At 66.7% G+C, this 19,181-nt stretch carries 18 protein-coding genes; 6 read left to right on the top strand and 12 right to left on the bottom strand.

The genetic code is table 11. The features are described 5' to 3' along the window. The first annotated feature begins 40 nt into the window (after window positions 1-40). Entirely contained in the window at window positions 41-775 is a 735-nt protein-coding gene (locus tag J0F76_RS05740; RefSeq protein ID WP_377707362.1) for a response regulator, read from the top strand. Here J0F76_RS05740 and J0F76_RS05735 read toward each other — a convergent pair whose 3' ends face one another. The 8 genes from J0F76_RS05735 to J0F76_RS05700 form a co-directional block, all read right to left on the bottom strand. Next, window positions 776-1,495: a GNAT family N-acetyltransferase gene (locus J0F76_RS05735; protein ID WP_207466711.1), complete on the bottom strand. Its 720-nt coding sequence runs from the start codon at window positions 1,493-1,495 to the stop codon at window positions 776-778. A gap of 19 nt (window positions 1,496-1,514) precedes the next feature. Continuing rightward, window positions 1,515-2,693 carry a DUF1501 domain-containing protein gene (locus J0F76_RS05730; protein WP_207466709.1) on the bottom strand — a complete coding sequence of 393 codons (1,179 nt, stop codon included), beginning with the start codon at window positions 2,691-2,693 and terminating at the stop codon, window positions 1,515-1,517. A gap of 5 nt (window positions 2,694-2,698) precedes the next feature. Next, a complete protein-coding gene (locus tag J0F76_RS05725; protein ID WP_207466707.1) occupies window positions 2,699-4,057 on the bottom strand; it encodes a DUF1800 domain-containing protein in 1,359 nt (452 codons plus the stop codon). A gap of 63 nt (window positions 4,058-4,120) precedes the next feature. Beyond that, window positions 4,121-5,893 (bottom strand): aspartate--tRNA ligase, encoded by a 1,773-nt coding sequence (aspS, locus tag J0F76_RS05720; RefSeq protein WP_207466705.1) that lies wholly within the window; start codon window positions 5,891-5,893, stop codon window positions 4,121-4,123. A gap of 56 nt (window positions 5,894-5,949) precedes the next feature. Continuing rightward, window positions 5,950-6,606, bottom strand: a complete 657-nt coding sequence (locus J0F76_RS05715) for a CPBP family glutamic-type intramembrane protease (RefSeq protein WP_207466703.1) — start codon at window positions 6,604-6,606, stop codon at window positions 5,950-5,952. After that, window positions 6,579-7,346, bottom strand: coding sequence for a glycoside hydrolase family 25 protein (locus J0F76_RS05710; RefSeq protein WP_242690012.1), 768 nt, complete (start codon window positions 7,344-7,346; stop codon window positions 6,579-6,581). Before J0F76_RS05710 ends, J0F76_RS05715 begins: the two co-directional genes overlap by 28 nt. A gap of 128 nt (window positions 7,347-7,474) precedes the next feature. Then, window positions 7,475-7,792, bottom strand: coding sequence for a hypothetical protein (locus tag J0F76_RS05705; protein WP_207466699.1), 318 nt, complete (start codon window positions 7,790-7,792; stop codon window positions 7,475-7,477). A 47-nt stretch (window positions 7,793-7,839) separates the two neighbouring features. Next, complete coding sequence (locus tag J0F76_RS05700) at window positions 7,840-9,219, bottom strand: FAD-binding oxidoreductase (protein WP_207466697.1); 1,380 nt, start codon at window positions 9,217-9,219, stop codon at window positions 7,840-7,842. A gap of 146 nt (window positions 9,220-9,365) precedes the next feature. On the opposite strand from J0F76_RS05700, the gene J0F76_RS05695 reads away from it, so the two are divergent. Together J0F76_RS05695 and J0F76_RS05690 are read left to right on the top strand one after the other, a co-directional pair. Then, window positions 9,366-10,259 (top strand): glycosyltransferase, encoded by an 894-nt coding sequence (locus J0F76_RS05695; protein ID WP_242690011.1) that lies wholly within the window; start codon window positions 9,366-9,368, stop codon window positions 10,257-10,259. Next, complete coding sequence (locus J0F76_RS05690; RefSeq protein WP_207466696.1) at window positions 10,259-11,089, top strand: NAD-dependent epimerase/dehydratase family protein; 831 nt, start codon at window positions 10,259-10,261, stop codon at window positions 11,087-11,089. Before J0F76_RS05695 ends, J0F76_RS05690 begins: the two co-directional genes overlap by 1 nt. Before the next feature lie 53 nt (window positions 11,090-11,142). Here the strand turns inward: J0F76_RS05690 and cobT are convergent, their stop codons facing one another. Continuing rightward, on the bottom strand, window positions 11,143-12,999 hold the full coding sequence (gene cobT, locus J0F76_RS05685; protein WP_207466693.1) for a cobaltochelatase subunit CobT: 1,857 nt from the start codon (window positions 12,997-12,999) through the stop codon (window positions 11,143-11,145). 152 nt (window positions 13,000-13,151) lie between these two features. Between cobT and J0F76_RS05680 the strand changes: the two genes are divergently transcribed. Then, a complete protein-coding gene (locus J0F76_RS05680) occupies window positions 13,152-13,733 on the top strand; it encodes an NADPH-dependent FMN reductase (RefSeq protein WP_207466685.1) in 582 nt (193 codons plus the stop codon). 40 nt (window positions 13,734-13,773) lie between these two features. On the opposite strand, the gene J0F76_RS05675 is transcribed toward J0F76_RS05680, so the two are convergent. Genes J0F76_RS05675 through J0F76_RS05665 form a run of 3 tightly spaced genes read right to left on the bottom strand, consistent with a single transcriptional unit; the run spans window position 13,774 to window position 16,729 of the window. Next, window positions 13,774-14,652 carry a hypothetical protein gene (locus J0F76_RS05675; protein ID WP_207466683.1) on the bottom strand — a complete coding sequence of 293 codons (879 nt, stop codon included), beginning with the start codon at window positions 14,650-14,652 and terminating at the stop codon, window positions 13,774-13,776. 23 nt (window positions 14,653-14,675) lie between these two features. After that, window positions 14,676-16,079, bottom strand: coding sequence for a TolC family outer membrane protein (locus tag J0F76_RS05670; RefSeq protein ID WP_207466681.1), 1,404 nt, complete (start codon window positions 16,077-16,079; stop codon window positions 14,676-14,678). Beyond that, window positions 16,076-16,729: a protein-L-isoaspartate O-methyltransferase family protein gene (locus tag J0F76_RS05665; protein WP_207466679.1), complete on the bottom strand. Its 654-nt coding sequence runs from the start codon at window positions 16,727-16,729 to the stop codon at window positions 16,076-16,078. The genes J0F76_RS05670 and J0F76_RS05665 overlap by 4 nt, the downstream gene beginning before the upstream one ends. 105 nt (window positions 16,730-16,834) lie before the next feature. Between J0F76_RS05665 and J0F76_RS05660 the strand changes: the two genes are divergently transcribed. Together J0F76_RS05660 and J0F76_RS05655 are read left to right on the top strand one after the other, a co-directional pair. Further along, on the top strand, window positions 16,835-17,347 hold the full coding sequence (locus J0F76_RS05660) for a hypothetical protein (RefSeq protein WP_207466829.1): 513 nt from the start codon (window positions 16,835-16,837) through the stop codon (window positions 17,345-17,347). 210 nt (window positions 17,348-17,557) lie between these two features. Further along, window positions 17,558-19,147, top strand: coding sequence for an AAA family ATPase (locus tag J0F76_RS05655; RefSeq protein ID WP_207466677.1), 1,590 nt, complete (start codon window positions 17,558-17,560; stop codon window positions 19,145-19,147). Window positions 19,148-19,181: the final 34 nt, after the last annotated feature.

Below are 19,181 nucleotides of genomic sequence, written 5' to 3'. Positions count from 1 at the left end.
GGCCGCTAACTGGAAGCGAGACATTGGTAAGGACAATGACATGCAGAACGACATCCTGTCCGACGTGGTCGACCCTTTGCCCATGTGGCGGGCCTCGACGCCGAACCGGCCCCTGGCGGGCCTGACCGTCCTGGTGGTCGAGGATTCGCGCTTTGCCAGCGAGGCCGTGCGCCTTTTGTGCCTGCGGTCGGGCGCGCGGATCCGGCGGGCCGATTGCCTTCGATCCGCCGCGCGACACCTGCAAACCTACCGTCCCGCGGTGGTGATCGTCGATCTGGGCCTGCCCGACGGCGATGGCACGGGGCTGATCCGCCAGATCGCCACGACCGAGCCTCGGGTGCCGGTGCTTCTGGGCATCTCGGGCGATCCGAACCTTGCTGACACGGCGCTTGCGGCCGGGGCGGACGGCTTTCTGGCCAAGCCGATCGAAAGCCTTGCGGTGTTCCAGCAGACGATCCTGTCCGCCCTTCCCGTCGAGGCGCGGGGGCGCGGCCTGCGCATCCTGCCCGACGAGGTGATCCAGCCCGACCCGTCGGGACTGCGCGACGATCTGGCGCATGTGGCGGAAATCCTGTCCAGCGCACAGGACACCACGGCGGTCGACTACATCGCCCATTTCCTTGCAGGCATCGCCCGGTCCTCGCACGATCCGGTGCTGGAGGCCGCGGCAACCGCCCTGGCGCGCGACCGAGAGGCCGGGCACGCCCTGGCAAGCGATCTGGCGCGGATCAGCGGGCTGGTGCAGGAACGGCTGGCTCGGGTCGCGGGCCTCTGATCACGCCGGCCCGTCGCGGCGGCCCGGCAGTGCCCGTTCCGTCAGGGCCGACAGGCTGCGGCGCTGCTGGCCTTGCGCATCGAAGTTGGCGGGGTCCAGCCAGGCGGCATGGGCCGGGGCCAGCAGCGCCCAGTCGTCGTCGGTGATCGCGAACCATGCCGTGTCGCGGTTCCGGCCCTTGACGATCATGTGGTTGCGGAACGTGCCCTCGTAGGTGAAGCCTAGGCGCAGGGCGGCACGGCGCGAAGGCCGGTTCAGCGCGTTGCATTTCCATTCCACCCGCCGATAGCCGTGGTCGAAGGCCCAAGCGATCATCGCCATCAGCGCGGCACTGGCCGTCCGCCCCCGCTGAAGCGCAGGCGTCAACAGGATGTTGCCGATCTCGATCACGCCATTGGCCGTGTCGATGCGCATGAACGACGCATGGCCAAGAGCCCGCGCCGTTTCGGGATCAAGGATGGCAAGGTAGAACGGGTCCCTCGACGCCTCTGCCCCCTCGACCCAGGTCCGGTATTCGCCGAGGTCCGCGAAGGGACCATAGGGCATGTAGGTCCACAGATCGCCCTGCCCCGCCTGCGCCCGGAACAGGTCGGAGGCGTGGCGGGCAGCCGACAGTGGTTGCAGCACCGGGTTGCCGATGGGCTGCGCCGATGGCCGTGGGGGTGCCACGAACGCCGCCAGGGGCAAGGCCGCTTGCCGGGTCGAACCGCTTTCCTGCATCCCTGCCTCCCTTCCCATCTCACGCCAGGATGCGCGGATTTTCCCCCATGTCGAGGCCGGGAAACACGTTCCGCTCCAGCAAGTCCGGGGCGACGCCGAAAAGATCGTGCAGGACCCAGGCGGCATGGGCGCGGATGTCGCGCAAGGGCATCAGGTCGCGCCCGGCGTAAAGGTCGCCCTCGCCAAGCCCCGGCCAGCCGCCGATCGCCCGGCCGCCCTTGATGTTGCCGCCCGCCACCAGCATCGCGCCGCCGGTGCCATGGTCGGTTCCCCCCGAGCCGTTCTCGCGCACGGTGCGGCCGAACTCGGTCATGGCCAGGATCGTGGTCCGCGACCAGTTCGCCCCCAGGTCCTTCCGCAGGGTCAGGATCGCGGCCGACAACCTTTGCAGCGCACGGTCGATGACCTGCGGCTGCCGTGCATGGCTGTCCCAGCCCGAGATCGAGAAGGTGGCGATCCGCGTCTCGCCGTTCAGGCGATCGGCCGCGAATCGCGCCAAGGCCTGCGCGTCGCGGGTTGGTCCGGTCTCGGTCTCGATCTTGGACAGCTCGTCGTTGATGATCTCGATCGCCTGCTCGCCCGCCGGGCGGAACAGCGGATCGTCGTGCCAGACATGCGTCAGCAGCCGCTGCCCCTGCGCGGAAAGGCGAAAGCGCGTCTGCGGCGCCCAGCTTTTGGCGGGTGCCGCACCGTCCAGGATGCGCATGTCGTCCAGGCCCACCGAATAGGCGGTTTCGGATTGCACGCCCGGCATCGCCTGCAGAAGGCGGTTCAGCCAGCCATCGCGCTGCCGCATGGTGTCGACATCGGTGCCGGTCCCGGCCTCCAGCATGTCCTGGCCGTCGAAATGGCTGCGCTTGTCGCGGTAAGGGGTGGACACGGCAGGCGCGAAGGCCATTTCCCCCCCGCGCCACAGCGGCACAAGCGGCGCAAGCGAGGGATGCAGGGCGAAAAAGCCGTCCAGGTCATGCGCGCCGTTCCCGGGACCGGCGGACAGGGTCTTGCGCAGCGTCCGCAAGGCGGGGTCGCCATAAGGCTGGAAGACGTCAAGACCGTCCATCGCACCCCGCAGGATGATGACGACCAGCCGGTTCTCGCCCGGCGCATTGGCAAAGGCGATCGAGGACAGGAACGGATGCGCGGCGGCCGAACAGCCGATCAGCGCGCTGGATTTCAGGAACAGGCGGCGGGACAGCATGAGGTTCACCTCCGGTTGAAGTCGGGCGAGCCCAGGATCACGGCCATTCCCTCGGCCGGGCTTTCGGCCTTGGGTACCGCCCAGCGAAGATCGTCCGAGGCGCTTTCGCCAAGCGCGGCCTGCATGAAGGCACGCGGATCGGGCAGATCCGGCCGCAGCTTCGGCAGCATCCGCATGGCCCAGTCGATGCGCCCGGCAAGCCCCTGCGCCGTCGCCCAGGCCGAGGCATCCTCGGGCCATCCGTCGGGGCCGCGCGGCAGGCCCCATTGCTGGCCCATGGCAAACATGCCGCCCATGACCAGGTTGTGAAAGACGCGCTGCTCCAACGCCATCACCTCCTGCCGCGTGAAGCCGCAGCCCCGCAACGCCGCCACGACGAAGTCGAAGGGCTGGCGGACCTTCTGGCGGAAGCAGTCCCGCAGCTCGGGCGCCTCGGCCAGGATCAGGTAGAGGGTCGGAAGATCGCCGTCGGTGTCGCGAAATGCCTGCGTCAGGCGCTGGACCAACGCCTCGGGCGGATCGTCCGAGATGAAATGCGCCGCAAGCTTGCGCGCGATGTGCCGCGCGGTGGCGTCGTGCCGGGCCAGGTCGTCGATCACCTCTCCGACCACGCCCTTGCCCCTGCCCCGCACATAGGTCTTGCCCAGAACCTCGAACGGGCCGGGTTCTGCCCAGTTCTTGTTGAAGAAGGCGGTCGCGTCGTGATTGGGCCGCACGGTCAGGCCGGTCAGCAACAAGGCCAACTGCCGCACGTCGCGCTGCGCATAGCCGGAACCCGCGCCCAGGCTGTGCAGCTCGATCATCTCGCGCGCGAGGTTCTCGTTGATGCCGAGGCGCTTGCCGGGGCGGCGACCCGCCACCGAATTGGGGCCGATCGAGTTCATCTGATCCAGGTACATGATCATGCGGGGATGCGTTTCGGCCGCCAGCATCATGGTCGCGTAACGGCCCGTCAGATGCGGACGGATCGCCTCGTCCACGAAGGCCGCCGAGGCCAGCGTGTCGAACAGGTTCGCGTTCGTCACCGTGAAGTGGTCGGCCCAGAACTGCACAAGGCGTTCGCCGAACCCGCCGGGATCGCCCACGGCGCGGGCCATCCTGATCTGTGCCACCCGGATGCCCGTGTCGCGCACCCGGTCGCGCAAGGCGTCGATCGCGGCCTCGTTCCGGTCGGCCTCCTTTGCATTCAGCTCGGCAAAGCGGGACCGGAAAGGCAGGTGGTCCCGAGCCATCGAGAACGCCTGATCATCCGGCCCGGCATCCCGGATCGACCGCACAAGCGCGACGGGATCGGCAGGAGGCGGGGCCAGGGGCGAAAGCCCATAGCCCAGCCTGATCGCCGCGAGTTCGGGATATGCCAGCATTCGCGCCCCCCTTGCCTTGTGAATTTCCTTGGCAGGCTAGGCACAGGGGACGGGAATGTCAGATCACTCTTTTGGCAAGGCGCGCAGGCGCAACTCGCGCAGCTGTTCGTTGGTGGGTTCGCTGGGCGCGCCCATCATCAGATCCTCGGCACGCTGGTTCATCGGGAACATGATGACCTGGCGGATGTTCACCTCATCGGCCAGCAGCATCACGATGCGGTCGATGCCGGCGGCGCAGCCCCCGTGCGGCGGCGCGCCGTATCGGAACGCCTTGACCATGCCGCCAAAGCGCTTTTCCACCTCGGATGCCGGATAGCCCGCCAGTTCGAAGGCCTTGAACATGATCTCGGGCTTGTGGTTGCGGATCGCGCCGGAAATCAGCTCGTAGCCGTTGCAGGCGAGGTCGTACTGGTAGCCCTTGACCTGCAAGGGATCGCCCGACAGCGCGTCAAGGCCGCCCTGCGGCATGGAAAACGGGTTGTGGCTGAAGTCGATCTTCCCGTCTTCGGTTTTCTCGTACATCGGGAAATCGACGATCCAGGCGAACTTGAACTGGTTTTCCTGGGTCAGGCCCAACTCGCGTCCGATCTCGTTGCGGGCGCGGCCCGCGACGGCCTCGAACTGCTCGGGCTTGCCGCCCAGGAAGAACACCGCATCGCCCTCGCCCAGCCCAAGCTGGGTGCGGATCGCCTCGGTCGGTTCATGGCCCAGGGCCTTGGCGATGGGACCGGCGGCCTCGGTGGACCCATCCTCGGCCTTGCGCCAGAAGATGTAGCCCATGCCGGGCAGCCCCTCGCGCTGCGCGAATGCGTTCATGCGGTCGGCGAACTTGCGGCTGCCGCCGGTCGGCGCGGGGATGGCGCGGACCTCGGTCCCCTCCTGCTCCAACAGCTTGGCGAAGATGCCGAAGCCTGATCCGCGGAAATGGTCGCTGACCACCTGCATCTCGATCGGGTTGCGCAGGTCGGGCTTGTCGCTGCCGTATTTCAACATCGATTCCGCGTAGGGGATGCGCGGCCATTCGGCATCGACGGGGCGGCCCCCGAACTCCTCGAACAGGCCCTGGATGACGGGCTGGATCGCGGCGAACACGTCTTCCTGATCCACGAAGGACATTTCCATGTCCAGCTGGTAGAAGTCGGTGGGGCTGCGGTCGGCGCGCGGGTCCTCGTCGCGGAAGCAGGGGGCGATCTGGAAATACTTGTCGAAGCCCGCGACCATGATCAGCTGCTTGAACTGCTGGGGCGCCTGCGGCAGGGCGTAGAACTTGCCCGGATGCAGGCGCGAGGGGACCAGGAAGTCGCGCGCGCCTTCGGGGCTGGAGGCGGTGATGATGGGCGTCTGGAACTCGGTAAAGCCCTGGTCCCACATGCGGTTGCGGATCGACCGGATCACCTTGGACCGCAGCATGATGTTGTCGTGCAGCGACTCGCGGCGCAGGTCCAGGAAGCGATAGGCCAGCCGCGTTTCCTCGGGGTACTCCTGGTCGCCGAAGACCGGCAGCGGCAGTTCGTCCGACGGCCCCAGGACTTCAAGGTCCGTGGCATAGACCTCGATCTCTCCGGTGGGCAGCTTGGGGTTGACCAGCGACGCGTCGCGCAGCTTCACGCGGCCATCGATGCGGACCACGGTTTCCGCCCGCAGCTTGTCCATCGCGGCAAAGGCCGGGCTGTCGCTGTCGGCCAGCACCTGCGTCATGCCGTAATGGTCGCGCAGGTCCACGAACAGAACGCCGCCATGATCGCGGACCCGATGGACCCAGCCCGACAGGCGGACGGTTTCGCCGGCTGAAGCGGCGGTCAGGTCGCCGCAGGTGTGGCTGCGATAGGCGTGCATGGTCGTTCCCCGAATAATCCGCCGTGCATCAAGCGCGGCGGGGACGGGAAGTCAACCTAGAACGGGCGCACCACGTTGCCGGTATAGAAATAGGCGCCCATCCCCACGGTGAACAGCACGTTTCCCGCGACCGCGTGCAGCACCCAGGCGGCGGGGAAGCCGTGGCGCAGATAGGCGCGGGCGAAGATCCAGCCCCCCACGAAGGTCATCACCGCCACCACGGACGACCAGTACATCAGATGCGCAAAGGAAAAGATGCTCGCATTGATCGCGATGGCCCCGTGACCCGAGGGCAGCAGCGCGCCGTAGCGGTGGAAGAACAGCGGCCGGAAGATCAGTTCCTGCGGCAGCGCCGACAGCAGCGGGTAGAAGACCCAGATCAGCGGCAGCATCCCCGACCGCAGCATGGTGAACAGCCGCTCGGGATAGGTGAAATACAGGATCACCGTGCCGGCCAGCAGGGTCGCGAGCGACAGGCCAAGGACCTCCAGCCAGGGCATCCTGCTCCACCCCCGGACAAGGGAACGGAAGCCGAACCCGCCCGTGCGCCACAACAGAAGCAAACCGATGACCGAAAAGACGGCCAGGGCCTCGAACAGGTGGCGGCCCGGCATGAACAGCGCAATGACCAGCGGCGCCCCGATATAGAGCGCCGCGAATTCGACCCGAAGCCAGAAGCTGGGTCTTACCGTGTCAGTCGAGTTTGCAACCATCGCACCCAATCCGCGCGGCTTCCGGCAAAGGCATTGAGGTCCGTGTTGCCCCGAATGCCCGGAACGATGCCGGTCCCGGTATACTGCCAGAAGGCCCAGCGCTGGCCCGGATAAGGTACGCTGGGATGGTTCGCCACCGAGCGCAGCCAGAACTCGGCCCGCATGTCGCCCAGGCGGTTGTCACGATAGAAATCCACCGTCGTGTAGATGATCGGACGCTGGCCGTAATGGCGGCCCACGATGTCCATGAACACCGAGGCCTGCCGCTTGATCTCGGCCGGGGAAGGCCGATACGGGCAGGTCTTCGAATGGGTCCATTCCAGGTCGATGACCGGCGGCAGCGACCCGATCTCGCGCGGGACCTGCTGGATGAACCAGCGGGCCTGCTCTGCCCCGGACCGGCAGAAGTAATAATAGTGATAGGCGCCGCGCGGGATGCGGGCCGCCGCGGCCTCGCGCCAGTAGCGGTGGAAGCTGGGGTCATAATGGTCGCCCCCTTCGGTCGCCTTGATGAAGGCGAAGCTGATGCCTGCATTGCGGACCCGGTTCCAGTCGATGTCCCCCTGCCAGCGCGACACGTCGATCCCGTGAACGGCATGACCATAGGGATGCCGCCCGCCCCAGTCGTGGGGTGCCGAATCGCCCAGTTGCGGATTGGCGCCCGGACCGGGCGCCGCACGATAGCCGCCCCGTTCCGGCGTCCGCGCGCAGGCGACCGCCAGCACAAGCATCAGCCCCATCAATATCTTGCTGAAATACCGCATCCTGCCCCTTCGACCTTGCCTTGGGCGCTTGGCGCGCCCTTTTGGCGCTTATCGCAAGGTCGTGAGGAAAAGTCACCGGGCCGTGACGGTCACGAGTGCGTCAGTCAGTTCGCATCCTCATCGGCAGGCGCGGCGTCTTCCGTGGCGGGCGCCGCTTCGGTGCCGCGCACTTCGCCTTCTTCGGGCTCGGGCAGGCCTTCCGGTGACACCAGCGGCGGAGCCGTGCCGTCGGTTCCCTCGGCATTGGTCACGGGCGTGCCGGCAGGGGGCGGCGTGGTCGCCAGCCCTTCGTTCTGCTCGTCCACTCCCGGCCGGAACACCATGAAGGCCAGGAAGGCCGCGATCAGCACGAAGGCGATGGCGATCAGCGCGGGCTTGTGGCGGCTGGCCGAGCGCTGGACGTTGTTGTCGTTGTGGGACATGGCGTTTTTCTCCGGTGGCTTGGCAAGGAAACTGCCGGGCGCTGGGCCTAGTTCCTGTCGGGCACCAGCTTTCCGGGGTTCAGAATGTCATGGGGGTCCAGCGCCGCCTTGATCTGGCCCATCAGCTCCCACCCCTCGCCATGCTGCGCGCCCATCAGCCCGCGCTTGCCGACGCCGATGCCATGTTCGCCGCTGATCGTGCCCCCCACGGCCAGCGCGCGTTCGGCCATGCGGGTGGCGATGCGCTTGGCCGCCGCGACCTCGTCCGCATTGGCCGGATCGACCAGCAGCAGCGAATGGAAATTGCCGTCGCCGACATGGCCCAGGATGGGACCGATCAGCCCCTCGGCAGCAATGTCGGCGGCGGCGGCATGGACGGCGGCGGGCAGGTGCGACATCGGCACGCAAACATCCGTGATCAGCCCCGAGGCGCCGGGACGCAGCGCCAGACAGGCGTGATAGGCTCCATGCCGCATCCGCCACAGACGCGCGCGATCTTCCGCCGTGGTGGCCCAGTCGAAGCCCTGCGCCCCGAACTCGGCCGCGATCTCTCCGAAGCGGGCGGCGTCCTCGCGCACGGCATTGGGGCTGCCGTGGAACTCGATCATCAGGTGCGGCTGCTCGGGCATGGCGCTGCCGGAATGCAGGTTGAAGGCCCGCGCGCTTGCCGCATCGACGAACTCGATCCGCGCCATAGGGATGCCCGACTGGATCGTGGCGCTGACGCATTCCACCGCATGATCCAGGCTGTCGAAGGCGCAGACGGCGGCGGCCACCTCCTCGGGCTGGCCATGCAGGCGCAGCGTCAGTTCGGTGATGACGCCCAGCGTGCCCTCGGAGCCGACGAACAGCCCCGTCAGGTCATAGCCCGCGCTGGATTTCGCCGCCCGCGTGCCGGTGCGGATGATCCGCCCGTCGGCCAGCACCACCTGCAAGGCCAGCACGTTGTCGCGCATGGTGCCATAGCGCACGGCGGTCGTCCCGCTGGCGCGCGTGGCCGCCATCCCGCCAAGACTGGCATTGGCGCCGGGATCGACGGGGAAGAACAGCCCCGTCGCGCGCAGTTCCGTGTTCAGCGCCTCTCGCGTGACGCCCGGCTGGACGGTGGCCTGCATGTCGGCGGCCCGGATCTCCTCCACCCTGTCCATCCGCGACAGATCGAGGCTGATCCCGCCCCGAAGCGGCAGCGCGTGACCTTCCAGCGAGGTTCCCGTGCCCCAGGCGATCACCGGCACGCGCGCATCGTTGCAGGCCGACAGGATCGCCGCGACCTCCTCGGCGCTGTCGGGCCAGCACACGGCATCGGGCGGGGCCGACCGGTGGAAGCTTTCCGACTGCGCATGGTGGTCGCGATCCGCTGCGATTTCGGACAGGCGTGTTCCCAGGATGCCACGCAGGCGATCGGAAAGTTCGGAGGGCAGGCTCATGATCATTCCCTTGGTTGCGGCGGGCAGGTTAGCCTTTCGGTGAACCCTGGCAATGCCCATGGCGTTCTGTCATCAACGGTTTACAAAAGTGCCATAACGTCGCGCCGAACCGCCGCCAGACTTCTTTGGACTGCCCAGGATACCCGATGGACACCACCCGGATCTCGCCGCTGTACCGCACCGCACCGCAAGGCAGCAACCATTCCCTGCCCGCCGGTCTGCGCGCCGAAACGAAAGCCCTGTCCGACCATGCCTATGTGACGCTGGTCACCAACCCCGACTATCTGCCGGGGGCCGAGGCGCTGCTGCGGTCGCTGAAGCTGACGGGCACCCGGGCCGACCTGGTGGTGATGCATCGCGGCCTTGGCCCAGCCCATCTGGCGCGGCTGCGCGCCCACGGCGCCCGGCTGATCGCGGCCGACCTGCTGCCCACGGGCGAGGCTTTCGACCGCACCCATGCCCGCGACGCCCTTCATGCCCGCGCGGCCTTCACCCGCGGCGGCAAGCCCGACTTCCACACGCCCCTGGACAACTTCGTCAAGCTGCGGCTGTGGCAGCTGGACTACGACCGTTGCGTCTTCATCGACGCCGACGCGGTGGTGCTGCGCCCTGTCGAAAAGCTGTTCGACCTGCCGGAGTTCTGCGCCGCGCCCAACGTCTATGACGGCCTCGACGGGTTCCACCGCATGAACTCGGGCGTGTTCACCGCGCGTCCCGACATCCGCACGTTCAACGCCATGATGGCGCATCTGGACCGGCCGGGCGTCTTCTGGCGGCGCACCGACCAGACCTTCCTGCAGGACTACTTCCCCGACTGGCAGGGCCTGTCGATCCACCACAACATGCTGCAATATGTCTGGATCAACATGCCGGAACTGTGGAGCTGGGAAGACATCCGCATCCTGCATTTCCAGTACGAGAAGCCGTGGCAGGACCACGACAAGGCGCCCCTGCTGCGCCCGCTGATCGACCTGTGGCGCGCGATCGCGGAAGGCCAGCCCGTCCCCGACCTGGCCGCGCAGGTCCGCCCGGCCGCCTGATGCGCATCGCCCTGGCCGGCGCCTCGGGCATCGTGGGCGGCTTCGTGCTGCGCGCCGCGCAGGCAGCGGGCCACCATGTCACGCGCCTGGATCGCGGCACCGGCTTCCACCTGGGCGACGCGCCCGACCTGTCGGGCGTCGATGCGCTGATCCATTGCGCCTTCGCCCACGCGCCCGGACGCTACCGCGGGGGCGAGGGGGACGATCCCGACCGCTTCCTGCGCCTGAACCGCGACGGCACGTTCCGGCTGTTCGACAAGGCGGCACGGGACGGCGTGGGCAGGATCGTCTTCCTGTCCTCGCGCGCCGTCCATGACGGGCATCCTGCGGGCATGACCTTGCCGGACGACCTGCCCGCCCGCCCCGTCAACCTGTATGGCCAAGTCAAGGCAGAGGCCGAGGACCACCTTGCCAACCTTCCCCTCAAGGGCACGTCGGTTCGCGCGACCGGCATCTACGGCCACGCCGCCAAATGGCGCGACCTGTTTGACGACTACCTGGCGGGACATTCTATCCAGCCCCGTGTCGCCACCGAAGTCCATGGCGACGACATGGCCGCAGCGATCCTGCTGCTTCTCTCTCAGACGGACCCGCCGCGACAGGTGAACTGCAGCGACCTGGTTCTGGACCGTCACGATCTGCTGGCCGAGGTCCAGGCGCTGACCGACTGCCCGCATCCCCTACCGCAGCGGGCCGATCCCGCACCCCTGCGCGTGCAGCGCTGCGACCGCCTGCGCACCATAGGCTGGCAACCCGGAGGCACCGCAAGACTGGGCGCCGCCATGCCCGGCCTGCTGGCTTCTTCGTTGTCCAAATACCCTCGGGGGTAGGACGCCCCGGGCGTCCGCAGGGGGTCCAGGACCCCCTGACACTGCCGGACGCGTCAGGCGCGCCGCGCCAGCGCGCGTGCCCGCTTGCGGGGATCGGCATCGAACAGCGCCGCCAGTTGCTCGGTGATCGCACCGGCAAGCTGGTCGGCATCCGTAATCGTCACCGCGCGTTCGTAATAGCGCGTCACGTCATGCCCGATCCCGATGGCCAGCAGTTCGACCATGCGCTTCTTTTCCACCATGGCGATCACGTCGCGCAGGTGCTTTTCCAGATAGTTCGCCGGGTTGACCGACAGCGTCGAATCATCGACCGGCGCCCCGTCCGAGATCACCATCAGGATCTTGCGCACCTCGGACCGGCGGACCAGGCGCTTGTGCGCCCATTCCAGCGCCTCGCCGTCGATGTTCTCCTTCAGCAGGCCTTCCTTCATCATCAGCCCAAGGTTCGGCCGCACCCGCCGCCAAGGCGCGTCGGCGGGCTTGTAGATGATATGGCGCAGGTCGTTCAGACGCCCCGGCTGGGCCGGACGGCCCGCCTGCAACCAGGCTTCGCGCGACTGCCCGCCCTTCCAGGCCCGTGTGGTGAAGCCCAGGATCTCCACCTTGACGCTGCAGCGTTCCAGCGTGCGTGCCAGCACATCGGCGCAGATCGCCGCGATGGAGATGGGACGGCCCCGCATCGACCCGGAGTTGTCGATCAGCAGGGTCACGACCGTGTCGCGGAACTCGGTGTCCTTCTCGACCTTGAAGGACAGGGGCGTGGTCGGGTTCGCCACTACGCGCGCAAGGCGGCCTGCATCCAGCACGCCCTCCTCCTTGTCGAACTCCCAGCTTCGGTTCTGCTGGGCCTGCAGGCGGCGCTGCAGCTTGTTCGCCAGCCGCGACACGGCGCCGCGCAGGGGTTCCAACTGCTTGTCCAGATAGGCACGCAGCCGCTCCAGTTCGGCCGGGTCTGCCAGATCCTCGGCGCGGATTTCCTCGTCCCAGGCTTGCGCGAAGACCTTGTAGTCGGCGCTGGCCTCGCTGACCGGGGGCGGCAGGTCGGGCGGGGTTTCCGACTCGGGCATCTCGGCCTCGTCGGTCAGCTGCTCGTCGGACTGGTCGTCCATGCTGACCTGGGCCTGGCGTTCGTCCTGCTGCTGTTCCTGCGACCGCTCGGGAGAGGCCTCGGCATCCTCGCTGTCGTCCTGGTCGCGGGACTGGTTGTCGCCCGCTTCCTCGTCCTGCTCGGCATTTTCCTCGGCGTCGTCGTCATCCGGCTGGTCGGGATCGTCGCCCAGCTGGTCGCCATAGCCCAGGTCGCTGATGACCTGCCGCGACAGGCGCGCAAAGGCCGCCTGGTCCGCCAGCACGTCGTTGACATGCGACAACGAGCCGCCCGCCTGCTGTTCCACGAAAGGCCGCCACAGGTCGGCCACATGCTGCGCCCCTGCAGGCAGCGCCCGGCCGGTCGCTGCTTGCCGGACGATATACCCCGCAGCCACGGCCAAGGGCGCGTCGGCGGGCGCCTTGATCTGGCCGTAGCCCTTCTTGTCGGCATCCGCGCCGATGCGCGCGTCGATATTGGACAGGGCGCCCGGCATGTCGCGGGCGCCAAGCGCCTCGCAGCGCGCGGTTTCCATGGCCTCGTAAAGCTCGCGCGCCATCGGACCCGCGGGCACGAATCGGGAATGGGTCGCCGCGTCGTGATGGCGCATCCGCATCGCCAAGGCGTCGGCGGTGCCGCGGGCCTGCAGAATCTCGTCCCGGCCCATGCGGCGGCTGACCTGCGGCAGGCGCATCGTGTCGCCCGCCACACCCGAGGGATCGGCGCTGAAGGTCACGTTCAACTCGCGGTCGTCAGCCAGCGCGCGGGTCGCCTCGGACAGGGCCTTCTTGAACGGATCGGCGGGGTTGTCGGACTTTTTCATGCTTTTGATAGACCACCCTGCCGCGTTCCAGGCAAGGCCCGTTGTGCGAAAAGGCGCATGGCGCTGTGCGCCTCCGCCGGTCGATTCTTCGAACCGCGGGCGCAAAGCGGCGTTAGTCTGGCCAGGCACATGAACCAGCAAGGACGGCCAGCATGACCAAGCCCCGCATCGGCGTCATCATCAGTTCCACCCGCGACACCCGCTTCGCCGACAAGCCGGCAGGCTGGCTTATGGAAAAGGTCAAGGATCATCCCGACCTGGCCTTCGAACTGGTCGATTTGCGCGACCAGGACCTGCCCTTCTTCAACGAGCCCGCGTCGAACCTGTGGATGCCCTCAAGCGATCCCCGGGCCGTGGCCTGGCAGGAAAAGCTGGCAGGCTTCGACGGCTTCGTCTTCGTGGTGGCGGAATACAACCGTTCGATCACCGGGGCGCTGAAGAACGCGCTGGACCAGGCCTACAAGGAATGGAACCGCAAACCCTTCGCGGCGCTGGCCTATGGCAGCCTGGGCGGCGCCCGCGCGCTGGAACACCTGCGCCTGATCGGGATCGAGCTTCAGATGGTGCCCTTGCGCAATGCGGTCCATATCGGCGGGGGCGACTTCTTCACGGTTTCGCCGCTTGGCGCGAATGGTCCGATGAGCGAGATCGAGGGGCATCTCGAAGGCTCCCTCAAGGCCATGCTCGAGGAACTGACCTGGTGGGCCAGGACCTTGCAAACGGCGCGCAGCTGAGGTTTCGGGCAGCGCCTGAACGGCGCTGCCCCGCAGGGGATCAGAAGCGATCCAGTTGCGCGTCGATCGCGGATGCGACCTCGCGCCGGATCACCGCCCGCAGATTGGCCGAGAAGCGCTGCCCCAGTTCGCCGTTCAATTCCTCCTGCACCATTTCGCGCAGCAGGTCGCGGATGTCCTGGTCCTTGTCCTCCGGTTCGGCTGCGGCCCTCAGTTCCGCATCGAAGGCTTCGGCCTCGGCCGCCAGCAGGGCGACAGGGTCGGCGTCGAGAGGCCGCGGCGACATGGCCCAGCCGGAAAGCCGCTGCTCGACCGGCTTCGCCTCCGCCGGCGCGGCAGGAACATGCACCTCCAGTTCAGGGCGCATCCGGGCCTTCCAGTCGAACGCCTCGGCGAAATCGTCGGCGTCGTCGGCCATGTCCTGCAGGACTTCGGGACGCAGGCTGACCGGAGGGCTGGCAGGCGCGGGCCCGGGCAGCGCCTCGGCGCCGGCATCGCGCGCCTCGGGGCGCAGCCAGGCCCGCCAGCCCGAAACCTTGGGCGCCTCCGCCTCCTCGATCCGACGCTCGGCCTCCAGCCGCAGCGGGGCGGCGTTCGTCTTGGACACGGTTTCGGGCCGGGCGCGCAGGATGAACTGGGGGATCGCCGGCGCCTCGGCGGATTCGGCCGGAACCGGCGAGGGCAGCGGGCGCACCGATGATTCGACCATCTGACGCGCCAGGGCCGCATTGCCGCCATGGCGACGGGCCAGAAAGTCGCCCGCGTCGTCCTGGACGACGCCCTTGTGCTTGGCCCGGATGTGGTCCCGCGCAGTGCTGAGCGCATCGTCGTCTGCGATCATCCGACGGATGGCGGTCAGAACGTCGCCGATGTCCTCGGACAGGCGGGCGGCGTTTTGCGAGAAGCGGGGGTCAGCCATGGGAACCCCCGCGAATCGTCAGGTCAGTTGCGCCCGATCGCGCGAAGCACGCGGTCGAGGCTTTCGCCCTGCTTGCTGGTGTAGGGCGCGTCGCGCACGGCGTTGTAGTACTGCGAAGGGTCATATGTCGGAATCCCCAGGTTGAGGTGTTCTACCGTCAGACGACCCATAGCAGCCAGAAGTTGATAATGTGCTAATTGCAGGTTGGCTTCCGCCGTGATCTTGTCGGCCCGCGCCTCGAGGAGCGACTGTTCCGCATCCAGCACGTCCAGCGTCGTGCGCGCGCCTAGGGCTGCTTCTTCCCGGACACCGTTATAGGCCTGCTGGGCTGCCGCGATCTGTTCGTCGATCGCACCGATCTGCGCGCGGGCCACGTCGATGTTGGCCCAGGATTCGCCGACCTGCTGGCTGATCTGCCGCGCCACGTTCAGCAGGTTCGCGCGCTGCTGATCCCGGACGGCCATGGCCCTGCGATGCTGCGCGGGCAACCGCCCCCCGGAATAGATGGTCTGGTTCAGTTCCAGCCCGACCGAGGCGCTGTTGCGGTTGTCGTATTCCCCCGTCCCGCCAAACTGGTTCTGCGGGCTGCGCGTCACGCCGGCGCCGATGTTGCCGGTAAAGGTGGGGTTGCGCTCGGCCGCTGCCGCCGCCACGCCCAGCTCCGCCGCGGCGGCCTGACGCTGCGCCTGGGAGATCAGGGGATGGTTGCGCTGCCCGATGGCCCGCGCCTCGTCAACGCTCGCCGGCAGGCGGGGCAAGGGCGGCGGGGCATCAAGCCTGTCCGGGAAACGCCCGGTCGCGGCAAGATAGCCCTCGCGGGCGATCTGCAGGTCGCCCTGCGCCGAAGCCAGCCCGGCCTGCGTCTCGGCAAGCTGCGCGTCGGCCAGGGCCACGTCGGTCACGGTGATCTCGCCCACGTCGAAGCGGTCCTGCGCGGCCTGCCGCTCTCGGGTCAGCACCTCGACCGAGTTCTGTTGCAGGGCCACGCGCTCGGTCGCCTGCTTTATGTCGAAAAAGGCGACCGCGGCCGCCAGAAGAATATCCTGCTCGACGGCGACAAGCCCTTGCCGCGTCGCCAGCACCTGTTCCTTGGCCGAGTCGATCGCCAGTTGCGACCGGCCCCAGTCGTAAAGCGTCATCTGCGCGCCGATCTGCAGCGAGGTCGAGCGGGCCGTGGTATAGCCCAGCAGGTTCTCGCTCCGGGTGACGGTGTGGCTGGCGGTCCATTGCACCACCGGGCGCAACTGGGCGATCGCAGCGGCCACGTCCTCGTCCGCCGCCCGCAGCACGGCGCGGTTCTGTTCGATCAGGGCCGAGTGGCGGTAGGCCGCCACCAACGTGTCGGCCAGGGACTCGGCCGTGGCCGCGCTGCTGAACGACATCAAGGCGATCGCGGCAATGCCGGCGAAGCGACGCAGGCCGATCATAGCGTGAACCCCCGCTCGCGTTCGAAGCCCGCAAGAAGCGGCGCTTGGGCGTTGAAGCCATAGCGCCAGTTGACCCGGCCATGCAGGCGGTGCCCGATCCTGACGACCCCGAGCGCCCCTTCCAGGAACAGGGCCGCGACGCGTCCGCCTTCCTTCAGCTGGTCCAGGATCGCGGCCGGCACCTCCTCGACGCCGCCGCCGATCAGGATCGCGTCATAGGGCCCCTGCTTCGGAGCACCCTCGGCAAGCGGGGCCTTCAGGACGGCGACGTTGAAGACGCCCGCCTCGTTCAGGCGACGCTCGGTCTCGGACGCCATCTCGTCGCTTTCCTCGATGGCGACGACGGCCTGGACCATCCGCGCGACGACCGCCGAGGAATAGCCATAGCCGCAGCCCAGATCCAGCACCATGTCGTCAGGCTGCAGATCCAGCATGTCGATCATCTTGCCCAGCGTCCGCGGCTCCAGCAGGACGCGTCCCTGGCCCAGATCCAGGTTCTCGCCCGAATAGGCCACCGCCCTCAGCGAGGCGGGGACGAAGTCCTCCATCGGGACCGCCAGCATGGCCTCGATCACGGGAAACTTGTTGACATCGTTGGGACGGACCTGGGTATCCACCATCATGGTACGACGCGCGGCGAAATCGCTCATCTTCGGAACCTTTACGACCTTCTTTCAGTCTTATTGGCATGATTCCGTGCACCTAGCAACGCCGCACGTTCCCATCTTGCAAGCCGCCCGCCGATCCTCTATGCCATGCAAACCTCGACGGCGGCGGGTTGGCGGAGAGGTTACGCAGCGGATTGCAAAGCCCCGCTGGTTTCCCACCGAATCAACCGCTTCTCTGAAAATTGTTATCAGGACAGACCGCGAACGGGCGGCGAACGTGATAACAGCCCTTCAAACCCTGAAATTGACACAACTGAAAACCCCGGCGCGCTGGCGGGCGCAACCGGGGCTGATCTGCATTCTTGGCTAGAATGGGTGGATCTTAGCATTCAGCGCGAGGCGGCGGCAAGATCCTTGCTGGAGGCCGTTCTGGCCTGTGATCCGCGCGACCGCATCCCGCTGATGGAACGGTTCATCGAGGCCATGCGGCCCGGCGCTCCGATCCCGGCATTCGGCAGCATCATGGCCGAGGCGGCATTCTGGGCAGATATGGCTTCGACCGCTGAACTGAAAGCCTATTCGGTCGCCTGCTATAACCGCATGTCCCGAACCGATCAGGTAGCCTTTTTGTCCTACGTGCAAAGGGGGGCTGCGGCATGACCAACAATATCTCAAAGCTACCGACTGCCGCAGTCAGCTACTACACCGTCGCCAAGCGCGGGAAAGCCTGGGCTGTGATGCTGGTCACGCCGGTTGAAGGCATGAAGCCCCTTAGGACGGCGCTCTATTCATCGGCAGACCGTGCCACAGCGGCAAATACGGTAAGGAAGTCGCAGCCCGGATGCTGCGCCCATTCAAGGAGGGGCGCGCATGACTGCCTTTCAGCAGCTTGACGACTATGACGCGCAACATCGTGCCGATACAGGCTATTCGCGCAAGAGCAAGATCGTCGGGAGGACTGCGGATATATCCGCAGCCATCCGGCCCGTTCACCGCATCCAGCCTGCCCTACGGTCCCGCTATCTGGTCAAGGGCTGGCTAGATCGAGGTGCTTTCAGCGTTGTTTATGGTGAAAGCAACGTGGGCAAGACCTTCTTTGCGATGGATCTGGCTATTCACGTTGCGGCAGGCGAGGACTGGCACGGCAACCGCGTTCCCGGTGGCGAAAAGTGGACAGGGCCAGTGCTTTACGTCGCAGCCGAGGGCGGCAGCGGCATCAACAACCGTATAGAGGCCATGCGCCGCGAACGCGCCGATCTGATGGACCGGATCAACGACAATGGCGATCTGTGCCTTCTCAATCTGCCGCTGGACCTCTGCACCTCGAACGACGCTCACTTCCTGATCGAGGCGATTCGCGAGGACTTCCCGCAAATGCCATCGCTGATCGTGATCGACACGCTGGCCCGCACGATGGGCAATGGCGACGAAAACGCGGCGAAGGACATGGGCCTGTTCGTCCGCAACATCGACATGCTGCGCAAAGAAACCGGCGCTCATGTCATGGTCATTCATCACAGCGGCAAGGATACAAGCAAGGGCGCGCGAGGCTCTGGCAGCCTACGAGCGGCGGCAGATACCGAGATCGAGCTGACCCGCAATGACGGCGTTGTCATGGCCGAGGCGCGCAAGCAGCGAGACCTGACTTGCGATGGCATCTTTGCCTATCGCCTCAAGTCTGTGTTCCTGGGCTTCGATGAGGACGGCGACAAGGTGACTTCCGCAGTCGTGGAGGCAACCGAACCCGTCAAGCGCAAGGTTAAGCTGACTGGCACCGACAAGATCGCCTTGCAGGCACTAGACGATTGCATCCGCGATCACGGCCAAAAGCTGATCAGCGACAACTACCCCCGCAACCGCCGTTGCGTGTCGCTCGAACGCTGGCGCGAGTATTGCGACCGTCACAGCCTTTCCAGCGGCGAAAGCGATAGCGCCAAGCGCAAGGCCTTCTTCACCGTCAAGAACCGCCTTCACGAAAAGGAACTAGTCCGCATTATCGACGGCTGGCTCTGGCGTGTAGCCCCGGACGATGAAGCGTTACCGGCGTTACCTACCGTTACCAGTAACGATGCTGGCGAAGGTCATGCCACCGTTACCGCCGTTACCGCGCTCTATAGGAGCGGTAACGCGGTAACGCAGACCCAAGCCAAGAACAGTGAACAGGAAGGCATCGTCAAAGTCAGCGTCGGTCATGTCTCTGCACTAGGCCATCGCGGCACGGGCTGCCCCCGTCCCGACCGTGAAAAGGTTGCTAAACTTGCCGACGACATAAAGCAGGCCGGGTTGAGCCATCCGATCCGTGTTGTTCCCGCCAAGGTCTATTTCAACGGTCAGCAGATCGACGGCTATCAGCTGATCGACGGCCTGCATCGCCTGGAAGCCTGCAAGAACCTGGGATGGTCGGAAGTCCCTGTCAGCATCATCGACCCAGACACCTACGACCCCGACATGTGGCGGTAAGCGCCTTAGTTGCGAACTATTCTCAACTAGACTA

This window comes from Paracoccus fontiphilus (assembly GCF_017356265.1).
Taxonomy (GTDB): Bacteria; Pseudomonadota; Alphaproteobacteria; order Rhodobacterales; family Rhodobacteraceae; genus Paracoccus; species Paracoccus fontiphilus.
This window is presented reverse-complemented; position numbering and strand designations above follow the sequence as displayed.